Raw genomic sequence first — 14,787 nt, 5'->3', positions numbered from 1 at the left:
CATATTATTATTTATTTTTTTGCAAAGTGTTCCATAATCTTCCCCCAAATACATTGTGTTTCAAGAAATTCACCGTAATGTTTTTCTACATTTTTATGATATTTTTCAAGTTCTGACAAAATGTTAATAAATTCAGGTTTTCCGAAATATTCACAAATTTTAGGCAACGTAACTTTCAATTCTTCTCTCATTTCTTTAATCTTTTCCTCATAACGGTCTGGATGTGTTATATATAGCAGTAATGGTTTATAACGAATCCAGCCTATGCACGCATTGTAAAACCGTGTAGTAACCTTCTCATTATCAGCCCTAATAAACTTAAGTCTTATTGGGAGAACACCCTCTAAAAGATTATTATATGTAGAAAATCCATCATGAAATGTGTAACATGGCACGCGTAGAACTTTTCTATCACTTAGACATGTAGCTAGGAAAGTATCTTCTCCTCTAGCTCCCGGTGGATTGTAAAATGGGAAAACGCGCTCAGGTTTAGTAAGATTAATGCATAAATTCGCCCCTGATATAAATTTAGAATGATTTTCTTCCACAACCTCTACGGCATCATGGCTAGTAAGTATACTTGTATCAGCATAAGTTATTCCTCCGTTTTTCATAACTGATTTTAAACTATCCCACTTAACAATATCATTACTTATAGCCTCAATAAATGATCTGAAATCTCTTTCAGTCATAATATCATTAAACTCCATATACGGTATAGGAGATATATACCCGCAGTGATGTCCATGGGTAATGTCTGCATTCTTAATATTTTTAAGATGCTCTGACAAAACAAATTGCCCTCCCCAAATTGCAGTATCACGTGTATTTGTTACTGCCATTGGATACTCATCATCATCTAGAAACACTAAATAATCCATATTTTTTTTTATAGCATTATATAGCACAGCATTACGTTTAGCTGCATACCCCCTACCAAAGATCTTTTTAGTTTCTTCAAGGGTAAGAACATTCTCTCTAATTAAATAGTCAATTTCTTCTTGTGTTGATACACTTCCAATAAAAGTGCTACTATCAATTTTCTTAACTAAATCTGGATGTATGTTTGTGTAATCAGTTACTTTAGTTTTATTATAATGAAGATCATATGCCACAAAAACATTTAAACTTATCCTTTTGTTTTCCACCAAACCAGATTCTTCCCAATTGCTTATGTTAGTTCTAAGTACCTTTTGGAAGCTTTTTCTTCCAGTTGCAAATCCTATTCCAACTTTAATTTCATTAATTTTTTGCACTTAATCGCTCCCTTTCTATGCAAAATCTAAATATTCATATTATTCTATTATACCATAATTAATACATGTATTAATTATTATGGTCATTAAAAAAGCACTTGTCCTAGAATACATTTTTTTAGATAACTACCCTTAAATTAAAAAATTCCCCCAAACTAATGTCTGAGGGAACATAAAAGGCAATTCAATTTTGCTTAAAATCTTTCACATACCAGTTGCCACGTGGGTGGCACCTAACTTTTCTCTATCCTTGCAACGCATTCAATATGTGTTGTGGTAGATAAATGATACTAATACGCAAAACCTATTTTCATAACTTTATCTATAAAACCTTTAAGAATTTCTGGAACATCATTCCATCACAGTGGTGCAATAATAATTATTTTATCTACATTCTTAATAGATTTTTGATACTTTTCCACTAATGGATCTAATGTTTTTCCTTAAAGGAATCACATTACATTTCATGTATTTATCACCCCTTAGATATTTTTTATTTCTTATCTATATTCCAGGAAATAATATAGTCCGTATTATCTGGAACATCTATTTTAAAATCTGACTGCTTTTCAAAATTTCCAGTTAATCCATTCTCCAGCACTGTCTGATGGAAATGACTTAAAGCAATTCCAACATCAACCTTTTTAATCATAATTTCCTCTTCTTTTATATTCTTCTTATGTGACTCAAAAAAATGATAAGAGCCTTGTTTTTTCACTACTTTCCATGGTTGTGCATTAGTAGCAGAAGGTGCTAAGCGAAGCATTTCCAAAGGTTTTAAATACTCATTTGCTTCTTCTTTTGAAAGTGGATTTTCAAAAGAATCCTGGAAGAAAATCTCTTCCCATGGTTTCCGTTTATCTGACTTCATTGTTTTTCTCATCAGGCTTTCAGTAATACTTTTTTTGCCTGCTGCATATCCAATTGGAGAAATTGCCGGAAACAGTTCGTCTTTTTTTATATCCATGGCAGTTTCAAATTGCTCTCTGCTAAATGTCGCTGCCAACCAGACAGTTGCAATCCCCATATTGGTGGCATATAAAATCAGATTCTCAAATTGATATCCAGCCGCAACAAGTCCATATTCACTCTTCTCAACAGAAACACCTAAGAATGTCTTTGCACCTTTAATTACTCCATATGTTCCTAATTTTCCTCCATTGGCTACTGCCTCTTTTTCAATTAGATGAATTTGAACCTTTGCTCCAAATGGATTCGTTAACTTATTAATTTCATTCACTAATTTTTCTTTATCCTTTTCTGAAAGGCTTTTAGAATCATAGGTTCTTACACTTACCCTTTTTTTAATAGTTTCTTCTATTGGAATATTAAGTTTCATTCTTTCTACCTCATTTCGTTATATTTAATAAAAACTGCACTCTCATTAAAGCACTCCTCTAATTTATAATCCTATGTAATGCCGTCCTATGGATATAATCAACATTCCGCCTTGCTTGATAATGTGAAAATTTCTACATAACAAACTATTTTAATAGCACAATCCCACTGTTATAAAATCAAGTCAACTATCGCTTTTCTTTCTTAAATGTACTGCCCATTTTTGGGTGTCTTGATTTCATATTATTATTTTGTCATAAATTCTAGTACTGCTTTCACAAATTCAACATGATTTTGAAAAATCCCAACATGACCGGAATCCTTATAAATAATCAACTTGCTATCCGAAATTCGCTTTGCCAAATCATAGGAATTCAGCGTAGGTACCATTCTGTCACTGTCCCCATTCACAACAAGCGTAGGTTGCTTAATTTTTGACAAGTCAGCAGGTTCTGCCGATCCCCATTTGTGAATCGCCTTAAGCTGTGTACAATATCCCTTGATACTAATCATCTTATCTCGCGCCTCTTTACGTTCCTTAATACGAGCCAGAAACTCCTTTGATTTTTGTTTGCCATTATCTGTACGCGTAAAAAACAAATATGTTTTTATGTCTTTCAGCGTAAATATGGCGAGTACCATATCAAAATTAGTGATTTTCGTAACGTTCTTAATACCTTCACCGCCACGGGGACCTGTTCCAGTCAATATAAGTTTGCGGACAAGTTTCGGTTCAATAGCTAAAAGTTCTTGCGCAACCATGCCACCCATAGAAAGTGCTAATATATCGATTTGTTCAAAGCCCAGAGTATGAACAAAGGTCAAAGCATCTCTTGCCATTTGCTCAATGGTATCCGGAACTGTTCCACCGGAAAGTCCGATGCCCTTATTATCAAATGCAATCACCCAATGCTTTTCGGCAACGCCATCCACGACACGCGGATCCCAGTTGTCAAGATTCGCTGACAGATGAGTAAAAAAAATCACTGGAATACCTTTTTTCTCACCTAGCTCACGGTAAGCATATACTGTTCCATCTGCCGCCGTAATACTTAAATTTGGCTGTCTTATATATGAATATTTTGTGTTCATTTAAGTCCCTCCTTATCTAAAATGATTTCATTGGAATATAACACAAACTTAAAATGAACCTGTACAGATCATTCCTTAAAATTTGATGACAACTTTCCCTTTTATATGGCCTTGCGCAACAAGATTAAGTGCTTTATCAATGTCTTCAATACGAAATTCTGTCTGATCCACCGCAGGTACGATCTTGTTATCTTCAATAATTTTCTTAATCTTTTCTAATTGTGCTCCGTCACTTCGAACAAAAATGAAACGATATTGAACCCCTTTTTTCTTCGCCTTTTTATCATATCTAGACCCAGCAAAAGCAAAGAGTTTTTGTTTCCAACCTGGAAATCCATGATCTTCTGCAAAACGCTTGTTAGGACCGGTCCGCAGAGAAAGAAGCCTGCCGCCTGGTTTAATAATCGAAAGTTCATGATCGAATTCATCTGGTCCCAAGGTATCAATCACATAATCTATGTTGCTAAGCAATTCCCAATAATTTTCAGTTGTATAATCAAGGTATTGGTCTGCGCCTATCTCAATTGTCCGCTCACGTGCCTGATGATTTCCGCTGACAATCACTTTAAGCCCCATTGACTTGGCAATAGGAATGGCCATTTGTCCAAATGATCCGGAACCGCCAGGGATAAACACGGTTTCACCGGCTTTCGCTTCCAATTCTTCATGTAATCCCTGATAAGCAGTCAATCCAGTTAATGGTGCAGCCGCCCCGGTCACAAAATCAAGATTAACCGGTAAATGCCCGATAGCACCTGCATCAATTGCCGCATATTCGGCGAAAGCTCCGATTTTTGTTAATGGCAGCCGTGAATATATTGCACCTCCTACTTTAAATCCCTGCACTTTTTTACCGATTTTTTCAATCACACCTGTCAGTTCGTTACCAAGCGTCAATGGGAACTTATAATCCTGAATCAATTTTACGCTACCGGTAATAATAAGCATTTCCAACGGATTGACTGCCGCAACTTTAACCTTAACTAAAACTTCATTGTCACCAATTTCTGGAATTGGAATATCATTTACTTCTGCTGCAATAATTTTTGAATATTTTCTAATCTGTGCTACTTTCATAAATACCTCCTATAATAAAAATCACTAGTACAAATTTTCCTTATGTTGCTTGTCAGCATTTTATCACCGGGTTTGCTAACTAGTTTTAAAATTAATTAATTATTTTTTCATAGAAATCAATTCTTTCTTTATTAACGATTTGCATAATGATTCTACTTGCTTTATTGTTAAATAGGATTTTCAAGGAGCTAAGCGCATTTTTTGAGAACGTTCATTCTAATTAGCGTAAAAAAATTATTTATTTAACAAATCCAAGAAAAAATTCTCTATACGATGCAATTTTTCTTTGCTCGCCGAGGTTCTTAAAAGTACACGAATTCCAAGCAAAGTATTTTGCAAGATTTCTGACAAAACTTCAGCATCATAATCACAGGAAAATTCACCGCTTTGCTGTCCCTTTCGAACAATATCCGCAAGAAGATGCTCTGTTTGCATAAATGCCTCTTCCGTCTTTTCTTCTACCTCTTTATCTCGAAGAGCCATCTCTGTTGCTGAATTTACAATTAAGCAACCCCATGGTCTATCCTCGTATCCTTCGATCATAAAATCAAAGACAAATTGTATCGCTTGTTTTGCCGTTTCTGCATGTAAAATTCTAACTTGTACTTCGTTTTTTATTAATTCTTCGTAACAATCTATCGTTCTTAAAAATAATGTATGCTTGTCGCCAAATGTATCATATAAACTTCTACGATGTATTCCCATATGCTCTACTAGATCGCTCAAAGATGTCTTTTCATAGCCTTGTTCCCAAAATAATTCCATAGCCTTCTGTAGAACTACATTTTCATCAAATTCCCTGCTTCGTCCCATTAACTTCCCTCCTTGATAATAGCATAATAACATTTTGAGAACGATCGGTCAAGAATTATTTTCATATTCCTTCAATGGTCTATATTTTCGTTTAAACCTCTAAGCTCTATATTTAGTAAAGAGCATAACAAGTACATAATCTTTATATATCGAAGAGTCTATTTTGACCCTAAATTAAAAATTCCCCCAAACTCTCGTCTGAGGAAACATAAATCACACATAAATTTTCACTAATACTTAACTCTTCTGATATCAGCCTATTTCCTCTCTATCCTTGCAACGCACTCAATATGCGCCGTCTGTGGGAACATATCTACGGGCTGGATTTCCTTTGTAATATATCCAAGTTCATTTAAAATTCCTAAATCACGAGCTAATGTACCTGGATCACAAGAAACATAAACTATACTTTTAGGTCCCATATGGCTTATTGCTTCTAGTAGAGTTTTATCGCAACCTTTTCTTGGTGGATCAACTACAACTACATCAGCAATTACTCCATCATTTATAAGTTTTGGAATAATTACCTCTGCTTCCCCTACTAAAAACTCTGTATTTTCTGCATTGTTTACTTTAGCATTTATTTTAGCATTTTCAATAGCCTGTGGTACTATTTCAACACCATAAACTTTTTTAGCCTTCTGAGATAAAAACAATGAAATAGTACCTGTACCACAATAAGCGTCAAGTACAACTTCGCCACCGCTTAAATTTGCATACTCTAGTACCTTATCGTAGAGCACCTCTGTTTGAACTGAATTAACTTGGAAAAATGATAGTGGAGAAACTTCAAATTTAAATTCTCCTATGTAATCAGTTATTGTATCTTTACCCCATAACGTCGTGCAAGTTTCTCCGAGTATTACATTAGTTTTTTCGCTATTAATATTTTGTATTACGCTCACAATACCCTTAATCTTTTTAGTAATTATTGCTATAAATTCTTCTTTATAAGGAAGGCTTTTACCATTTGTAACCAACACAACCATAACCTGTCCTGTTTTAGATCCTTTTCTAATCATAACGTGGCGTAAAATTCCTTGATGATTTTCTTCGTTGTAACATTGTATATTAAACTCTTTTATCCACTTTCTTGTAAGTTTTACTACAATATCTGCTACACTGTCTTGAATATAGCAGTTTTCCATGTTAATTATGTCGTGACTTCTTGCCGCATAAAACCCAATTTTCACTTCCCCATTTTTATTGCTGGAAGGTAATTGAACCTTATTTCTATAATTATATGGAGACTCCATCCCGAGTGTTGGATGCACAATTACTTTCTCTAATTTTCCTATTCTATTTATAACTTGATTTACTCTATTGGTTTTAAAATCTAATTGAGCCGCGTAATCTATATGCTGCAAGTTGCACCCTCCACAGCTTTTATATATGTCACATACTGGTTCTATTCTGCTTATCGATTTCTCAATTATCTCGAGCAACTTTCCAAAGCCAAAATTTTTAGATATCTTAACAATTTTTATTAACACCTTTTCTCCTACTATTGCACCCGCAACGAAAACGGTAAATCCATCAATCTTACCTACGCCCTCACCCTCGTATCCCATATTATCTATAGTTATTATATAATCTTCATTTTTTTTAACAGGTATAACATAATTCTCAAGTTTTCTTTTCATGAATTCTCCTCCAACCTTCTATCTACTACTATTTTTCCCATACTAAAAGCATCTAGATTTTTTTCTAGATGCCTTTATAACAAATGCAAAGAAAAAATGCTTATTTCACAATCTTAAATTTTTCTTATTCTTTAAACGTCTGACATTCTGTTCTTTCACTGCTTAAAGCCTCTCTACCATTTACCATAATATTACGAGCAACACATTCTTCATCCCTATTATGCACACAGTTTATAACTTCGCATTCAATTTTGGGACTCATTTCTATTTCGTCATTATTAAATGCTTGTTTAATTTCTCCAATAACATTCATATTAAGTACATTATTAAATGAATTTTTCAGTCCCTTTTCAGCAAATGTTTCACACTGCGTCTCCTCTTTGCTATGAACATTTGATCCTAAAATATTGATAGTACTCGCTGAGCATATCCCAGACATATTATTAACACAATTTGTGGCAGTACAACTTAGAGTCCCTCTCATATCTACCCCTCCAAATATTTAATTTTAATATTATATTTAATTATAATTCCTTGCTTTACTTTTTATTATACTACAGATAAAAAAAAAGCACCATATAGGTGCTTTAAAAGAAATCAGTTGCCATGTTATTTGCTTGTACTTATAATTGTAACCAAATTTTTTTTATTTATGCATAATTACTTAAAATATTTTATATTCTTATAAAAAAGAAAAAGGATTGCCAATTATATGACAATCCTTAATTCATCTCCTGGGTCGCTTAAATATCAACAACTTCAGAAAGTTTTTTTAGTTTTTTATATTAGCCCTACCACTATACACAAGGCCTCTAGCTGCATCCATTGTTATAAAAGAACCAGTTTTAATAATATCAACTGCTCCTTTTGCATTGTATATCATTGGAACTGCTTTTGCAGTACCCTCAACAACAACATCTGATCTTGTTGCATCTTCTTCAACAATAATTCCTGAAACTCTATCTAATAAATTAGTATATTCCTTAGTCAATGTTTTTACTACTAAAATATCACCATCACGCATAGTTTCATTTGCTTCTTTTGCATTTTCAGCAAAGCAAGCTGTACCACAAGCTGATGCGCTTATATTTCCTTTACCTTGAAGTAATATATCACCAACAATATGAACCTTCATCATGTTTGTACTACCTACAAAATTGGCAGGAATTCCAGCAGCAATAACTACTAAATCTCCCTTTTGTACATATCCTGCTTTTAATGCAATAGCTACAGAATTATCTATAAGTTTATCTGTAGATTCTATTTTATCAGCACATACTGAAACAACGCCCCAATTTAATGCTAAACTTCTAGCTACTACTTCATAAGGAGTAACCGCAATAACTGGACATTCTGGTCTATAAGCTGAAACTTTTCTTGCTGTATTACCACTTTGAGTTGCAGTAATAATAGCTGAAGCGTTTAATTCCATAGCAGTAGTACAAGTAGCTAAACTAATAGCATTTGGTACATTAGGAATATGAACTGCTCCCTTATTCTTTAAATTTTCTTTGTAGTTAAGAGCATTTTCAGCAGTTTGTGCTATTTTAGCCATTATAGTAGCTGCTTCAACTGGGTATTTACCATTAGCAGTTTCACCACTTAACATTATAGCATCTGTACCATCAAATATTGCATTTGCAACATCTGAAGACTCTGCCCTAGTTGGTCTTGGGTTTCTGATCATAGAATCTAACATTTGAGTAGCTGTTATAACTGCTTTACCAGCAGCATTACATTTAGCTATCATCATTTTTTGAACTATTGGAACTTCCTCTGTTGGAATTTCAACGCCTAAATCTCCTCTGGCAACCATGACAGCATCGGATAACTTAATAATATCATCAATGTTATCAACACCTTCTTGATTCTCAACCTTAGAAATTATTTGTACTTTTTCTCCACCATTTTCATTAAGAACACGTCTTATATGAAGTACATCTGATGCTTTTCTTACAAATGATGCTGCAATAAAATCAACACCTATTTCGCATCCAAATTTTAAATCATCAATATCTCTTGCTGTAAGTGCAGGAAGATTTATTGCAACTCCAGGAACATTAACTCCTTTGTGATTTCCTACCATACCAGTATTTGCAACTACGCAATGTACTTTTTTGCCTTCAACGCTTTCTACTGTGAGTCCTACTAAACCATCATCTATTAATATAGTATCTCCAGCAACAACATCTTTATATAATTCTTCATAAGTTACAGAGCATATAGTTTCATCTCCAATAACTTCTTCACCACAAACAACAGTAAATTTAGATCCTTCTTGTAATTCAACTTTGCCAGCTGAAAAATTTCCTGTTCTTATTTCTGGTCCTTTAGTATCAAGTATTATAGCAATATGTCTATTCATTTCTGCTCTAACTAGTTTTACTTTATCAATTCTTTCTTTATGTTCTTGATGATCACCATGTGAAAAATTATGTCTTGAAGCATCCATTCCTGCATTTATTAAAGCTTTTATAGTTTCCATACTTCCACTAGCTGGTCCTACTGTACAAATCATTTTAGTTTTTTTCATTAATTATTCTCCTCTTATTGTATATTATTTTATATTTAGCTTTTATATATAAGCTTTCTTATTAAATCACTTTAGTAAGAAAGAATTTTAGATATTTCATAAAGTTCTTCATTAAATTTTCTTGGTATTTCTAGTGCTTCATTGATATCTTCATCAACTATTTTGCCATTTTTCATACCAATAACTCTTCCTGATCTGCCTTCTATAAGTACTTTTACAGCAGCTACGCCCATTTTAGATGCAAGCATTCTATCAAATGCACTTGGACTTCCACCTCTTTGAATATGTCCGAGTATTGTAGCTCTTGATTCAATTCCGGTTATTTCTTCAACCTGCTTTGCAAGTTCATTGGCACCGCCCACACCTTCAGCAAGGATTATTAGATTGTGCATTTTGCCTCTTAGTTTACCTTCAAATATAGTTTTGCACAAAGAATCTATTTCATACCCTTTTTCAGGTATAATTACTTCTTCAGCTCCTCCACCAATACCAGCATATAAGGCTATATCTCCACAATTTCTTCCCATTACTTCAACTACACTAATTCTCTCATGAGAACTTGAAGTATCTCTTATTTTATTTATAGCATCAAGCACTGTATTTAGTGCTGTATCAAACCCTATCGAATATTCACTATATGGAAGGTCATTATCTATAGTTCCTGGTATACCTACAGTTGCAATACCGAGGTCTGATAAAAGTTGTGCTCCTGCAAAGGAACCATCCCCACCAATTACTACTAGTCCATCAATACCAAAAACTCTTAGTACATTAACTGCCTTTTTTCTTCCAGCCTCAGTTTTAAATTCTTCACACCTGGCAGTTCTAAGAATAGTTCCACCTCTATGAATTATATCTGAAACCGAATGTCTATCCATATCAAATATTTCACCATTTATAAGTCCACTATACCCTCTTTGTACACCCATAACTCTTATTCCTTTGAATATAGCCATCCTAACTACTGCTCTAATGGCTGCGTTCATTCCTGGTGCGTCGCCTCCACTTGTTAATACCGCTATTGTTTTCATAACTATTCCTCCTTATAACTCTCTATAGAATAAACAATTACTAATTTTTCCCCTTATAATTCTTCGAGGTATAAAACAATTATTAATTGTTTTCCATTTCTGTACCATAGGGATAAATCTATCCCACCATGGTCATAATATGTCCATGTTAACAACAAAAATATAACTATTATTAAAAAATACCCTTTATACTCTAATATTATACAAAATTCTCGAAACATTCAACGGTTTATAGAAATAAATATTTATTTTTTATTAAACTACCTATTACTAGTGTAATGTAATCCTTTTAATGGTTATATTTAAGTTAAATATATATATATTACCATTTATGAAGATAAAATTACCACTTTAACTAAGATTGTTATTAAAGATAACAATCTTACCTTTAATAACCACCTCTATAATTATACAAAAATATTTTATTGTATTTTTATATTATCTTGGCCAAACATTTTTCTTAAAACTTCCATAACATCAATTTCTTCACTGAGCCATAAAGCCTTATCCACAGCATACATTTTTCTCGGCTCTTTTGTACACAGATATATAGGAGTACTTCCCCTATATATAGCTAAGTTTTGCTTTATTTTCTTTAATGCATCTTTCATCATAACATCATTTTCGACTAATATATAAATTTTTTCGCTGTTAATTTTTACAAGTGGCTTAATATCTTCGCATAATATTTTTGGTTGTTCCTCTTCGCGAATACTAACCCTGCCTTTAATTATTACTATTTCATCTTCTTCAACAAGTGACTTATATTTTTCAAATGTCTTTGGAAAAACTATTACTTCAACACTAGCATATAAATCCTCTAAATTAATAAATGCCATCATATCATTGTTTTTAGTAACTTTTTTACTAACCGATGATATTATACCACCAATTATAACTTTATCACCATCTTGAAGTTTAAAACTTTCACTAAGCATTTCATTATCTTCTTCAAGACTTTCATCTACCACAATATCAGATATTCTAGTATTGGTCTGTATATTAAGTGTCTCTTCGTATTCATCTAGAGGATGACCAGATAAATATATTCCAGTCATTTCCTTTTCCATAGCTAAAATATGTTTCTTTTTAAATTCTTTGATACTCGGATACTCTATTTCAAAATTATTATAATCATTATCAAAATCTAAAAATAGATTTATTTGTCCTGAAATATTCCTCTTTCTATCATTGTTCACTCCGTCTAGTACCTTCTCGTAAACTGCTAGTAGCTGCGATCTATGAACATTAAAATCATCAAATGCTCCTGCCTTAATAAGACTTTCTACTGCTCGTTTACTTACACAAGATGTGTCTATTTTATTACAAAAATCCATAAAACCTGAAAATTCGCCTTTCTCTTCTCGATTACGTACAATGCTCTCTATTACATTTACACCTACATTTTTAAGTGCTGATAGACCAAATCTTATAGTATCCCCTTTTACAGTAAACTCAGCGAAACTTTCATTTATACTAGGTGGCAACACCCCAATATCAATTTGAACTGCATATCTAGTATAAAAGGCTATTTTCTCAGCATTTCCTTTTACACTATTGAGCATTGCAGCTATAAATTCTGTAGGATAATAACACATTAAATATGCAGTCTCATAACCTACAACAGCATATGCTGCAGCATGTGATTTATTAAATGCATATGATGCAAAATCCATCATTTGATCAAATATCTTATTTGCTGCCACCTCAGTTATACCATTTCTAAGACAACCTTGTACTTCTATATTTCCAGTCTCGTCCACTATTCCATGAATAAAGTTATAACGTTCTTCTTCCATAACCTTGTGCTTTTTCTTAGACATAGCACGACGGACTAGATCAGATCTTCCCATTGAGTACCCAGCAAGTTTTCTAACTATTTCCATAACTTGCTCCTGATACACCATTACCCCATAAGTAACACCAAGGATTTCCTCAAGCTGCGGAGTAACATATTCCACTTTGTCCATACTATTCTTATTTCTAATGTAACGTGGAATTTCAGCCATTGGGCCCGGTCTGTATAAACTTATACCGGCAATAATATCCTCTAAATTGTCAGGTTTTAATTCCTTCATAAAGCTAGTCATTCCTGCAGACTCCAGCTGGAATATACCTACGGTTTTCCCTTCTCCAATCATTTTATAAACCTTATGGTCTTCAATGTCCAAATCATCTATATCTATAGATACATTTCTATTTTGTTTTACAAAATCTACACAATCCCTCATAACTGTAAGTGTACGAAGTCCAAGGAAATCCATCTTCAAAAGACCAAGTTCCTCAAGCGTCCCCATAGGGAATTGTGTTACTATCATTTCATCGTTTTTCTGAAGAGGCACATAATTTACTAGAGGCTTAGACGCAATAACTACTCCAGCTGCATGGGTAGAACTATGTCTTGGAAGCCCCTCCAGCGCCTTTGCAATATTTATAAGTGCTTCAACACGCGAATCATCTTTATATAAGGAATTAAGTTCTGCATTCATTTCTAGAGCCTTATTTATAGTTATATTAAGCACAGATGGTATCATCTTAGCGATTCTGTCCACCTCTGCATATGAATAATTCATAGCACGTCCAACGTCTCTTATACAAGCTCTAGGAGCCATTGTTCCAAATGTTATAATTTGTGATACATTAGTAGATCCATACTTTTCAACAACATAATCAATTACGTCTTGACGCCTTTCATAACAAAAATCTGAATCTATATCTGGCATAGATACTCTTTCTGGATTTAAGAAACGCTCAAAAATAAGACTATACTTAATAGGATCAATCTTCGTTATATCTAAAGTATAAGCAACTATTGAACCTGCTGCCGATCCACGCCCAGGGCCTGTTGGAATTTCATGATCTATTGCAAACTTGATAAAATCCCATACTATAAGAAAATAATCTACATATCCCATTTGTTTTATTATATTAAGCTCATATTCAAGTCTATCCACATACATCTTAGCAATTGGACTAACCTTCGCTATTTCATTTATGTATTCTATAGAGAAACCATCAGTAAGTACATCACTAAACACCTCATACCTAGGTGCCAACCCCTCGTAACAGTGTTCTCTTAGAAATTCATAAGGATCTACCCCGCCTGGCAGTGGAAACCTTGGAAGTTTCGATACATGAAATTCATAATCAAAATTGCACATCTCTGCTATTTTGACTGTGTTACTAAGCGCCTCTGGAACATAGGCAAAAGTCTTTTGCATCTCCTCTGGGGACTTTAAATAAAACTGATCTGATGGATACCTCATTCTATTTTCATCATCAACAGTTTTTGCTGTCTGAATACATAAAAGAATATCATGAGCCTTTGAATCCTCTTGCATTATGTAATGAGTATCATTTGTACAAATTAGTGGAATTCCCGTATCGTTAGATAATTTTACTAAGAGTTCATTAACTTTAAACTGGTCTTGCATACCATGATATTGTAGTTCCAAATAATAGCCATCCTTGAATATATTTCTATATTTCAATGCTATTTCCTTTGCTTTTTCGTAATTGCCTCGTAGAAGAAGACTTTGGACCTCTCCACCAAGACAAGCACTACTAGCAATTATTCCTTCACTGTACTTTGATAGAAATTCATAATCAACCCTTGGTTTATAATAAAAACCTTTAATTGACGCTGCCGACACTATGTGCATCAAATTTTGATAACCCTTATCATTCTTAACTAAAAGTATTAAGTGATGGGTAGCGTTGTCTCTATCAGTTTCCTTTATATTCATAGATTTAGCAGCTACATATATTTCACAACCAATAATAGGTTTAATTCCCTGTTCTTTCGCTTGTTTATAAAATTCCACGCATCCATACATTACTCCATGATCTGTTATAGCAATACTTTTCATGCCTAGCTCTTTGGTCTTAGCTATAAGTTCTTTAATCTTTCCAGAACCATCAAGAAGGCTGTACTCTGTATGCACGTGAAGATGTACAAAACTCCCTAAATCTTCCTGCTTTTTTATCTTTAGCTTCTCCGTCAT

The 14,787-nt window shown here is 33.5% G+C and carries 10 protein-coding genes; all 10 read right to left on the bottom strand.

Annotated features, from left to right (window positions below; translation table 11 throughout):
- Window positions 1-11: 11 nt before the first annotated feature.
- Complete coding sequence (locus KPL54_RS00665; RefSeq protein WP_216103767.1) at window positions 12-1,256, bottom strand: hypothetical protein; 1,245 nt, start codon at window positions 1,254-1,256, stop codon at window positions 12-14.
- 493 nt (window positions 1,257-1,749) lie between these two features.
- Window positions 1,750-2,595, bottom strand: a complete 846-nt coding sequence (locus KPL54_RS00660) for a nitroreductase family protein (RefSeq protein ID WP_216103766.1) — start codon at window positions 2,593-2,595, stop codon at window positions 1,750-1,752.
- A gap of 245 nt (window positions 2,596-2,840) precedes the next feature.
- On the bottom strand, window positions 2,841-3,686 hold the full coding sequence (locus KPL54_RS00655; protein WP_216103765.1) for an alpha/beta fold hydrolase: 846 nt from the start codon (window positions 3,684-3,686) through the stop codon (window positions 2,841-2,843).
- A gap of 75 nt (window positions 3,687-3,761) precedes the next feature.
- The gene (locus KPL54_RS00650) at window positions 3,762-4,763 is read right to left on the bottom strand and encodes an NADP-dependent oxidoreductase (protein ID WP_216103764.1); all 1,002 of its coding nucleotides are present in this window, start codon (window positions 4,761-4,763) and stop codon (window positions 3,762-3,764) included.
- Window positions 4,764-4,997: 234 nt separating this feature from the next.
- Entirely contained in the window at window positions 4,998-5,576 is a 579-nt protein-coding gene (locus KPL54_RS00645) for a TetR/AcrR family transcriptional regulator (protein ID WP_216103763.1), read from the bottom strand.
- 257 nt (window positions 5,577-5,833) lie between these two features.
- On the bottom strand, window positions 5,834-7,219 hold the full coding sequence (gene rlmD / locus KPL54_RS00640) for a 23S rRNA (uracil(1939)-C(5))-methyltransferase RlmD (RefSeq protein ID WP_216103762.1): 1,386 nt from the start codon (window positions 7,217-7,219) through the stop codon (window positions 5,834-5,836).
- Window positions 7,220-7,343: 124 nt separating this feature from the next.
- Window positions 7,344-7,703 carry a DUF1540 domain-containing protein gene (locus tag KPL54_RS00635; RefSeq protein WP_216103761.1) on the bottom strand — a complete coding sequence of 120 codons (360 nt, stop codon included), beginning with the start codon at window positions 7,701-7,703 and terminating at the stop codon, window positions 7,344-7,346.
- 288 nt (window positions 7,704-7,991) lie between these two features.
- On the bottom strand, window positions 7,992-9,752 hold the full coding sequence (gene pyk / locus KPL54_RS00630) for a pyruvate kinase (RefSeq protein ID WP_216103760.1): 1,761 nt from the start codon (window positions 9,750-9,752) through the stop codon (window positions 7,992-7,994).
- A gap of 71 nt (window positions 9,753-9,823) precedes the next feature.
- Complete coding sequence (gene pfkA, locus KPL54_RS00625; protein WP_216103759.1) at window positions 9,824-10,783, bottom strand: 6-phosphofructokinase; 960 nt, start codon at window positions 10,781-10,783, stop codon at window positions 9,824-9,826.
- 422 nt (window positions 10,784-11,205) lie between these two features.
- Window positions 11,206-14,787, bottom strand: a complete 3,582-nt coding sequence (locus KPL54_RS00620; RefSeq protein ID WP_216103758.1) for a DNA polymerase III subunit alpha — start codon at window positions 14,785-14,787, stop codon at window positions 11,206-11,208.

This window comes from Clostridium estertheticum, assembly GCF_018861295.1.
GTDB lineage: Bacteria > Bacillota > Clostridia > Clostridiales > Clostridiaceae > Clostridium_AD > Clostridium_AD estertheticum_D.
Note: the sequence above shows the minus strand (reverse complement) of the source record. Positions and strands in the feature narration are given on the sequence as shown.

Bases quoted from the DNA above. Each gene is read 5' to 3' on its own strand.
- pyk (WP_216103760.1), bottom strand. From the start codon at position 9,752: ATGAAAAAAACTAAAATGATTTGTACAGTAGGACCAGCTAGTGGAAGT.
- KPL54_RS00620 (WP_216103758.1), bottom strand. From the start codon at position 14,787: ATGACGGAGAAGCTAAAGATAAAAAAGCAGGAAGATTTAGGGAGTTTT.
- rlmD (WP_216103762.1), bottom strand. From the start codon at position 7,219: ATGAAAAGAAAACTTGAGAATTATGTTATACCTGTTAAAAAAAATGAA.
- KPL54_RS00655 (WP_216103765.1), bottom strand. From the start codon at position 3,686: ATGAACACAAAATATTCATATATAAGACAGCCAAATTTAAGTATTACG.
- KPL54_RS00650 (WP_216103764.1), bottom strand. From the start codon at position 4,763: ATGAAAGTAGCACAGATTAGAAAATATTCAAAAATTATTGCAGCAGAA.
- KPL54_RS00660 (WP_216103766.1), bottom strand. From the start codon at position 2,595: ATGAAACTTAATATTCCAATAGAAGAAACTATTAAAAAAAGGGTAAGT.
- KPL54_RS00635 (WP_216103761.1), bottom strand. From the start codon at position 7,703: ATGAGAGGGACTCTAAGTTGTACTGCCACAAATTGTGTTAATAATATG.
- pfkA (WP_216103759.1), bottom strand. From the start codon at position 10,783: ATGAAAACAATAGCGGTATTAACAAGTGGAGGCGACGCACCAGGAATG.
- KPL54_RS00645 (WP_216103763.1), bottom strand. From the start codon at position 5,576: ATGGGACGAAGCAGGGAATTTGATGAAAATGTAGTTCTACAGAAGGCT.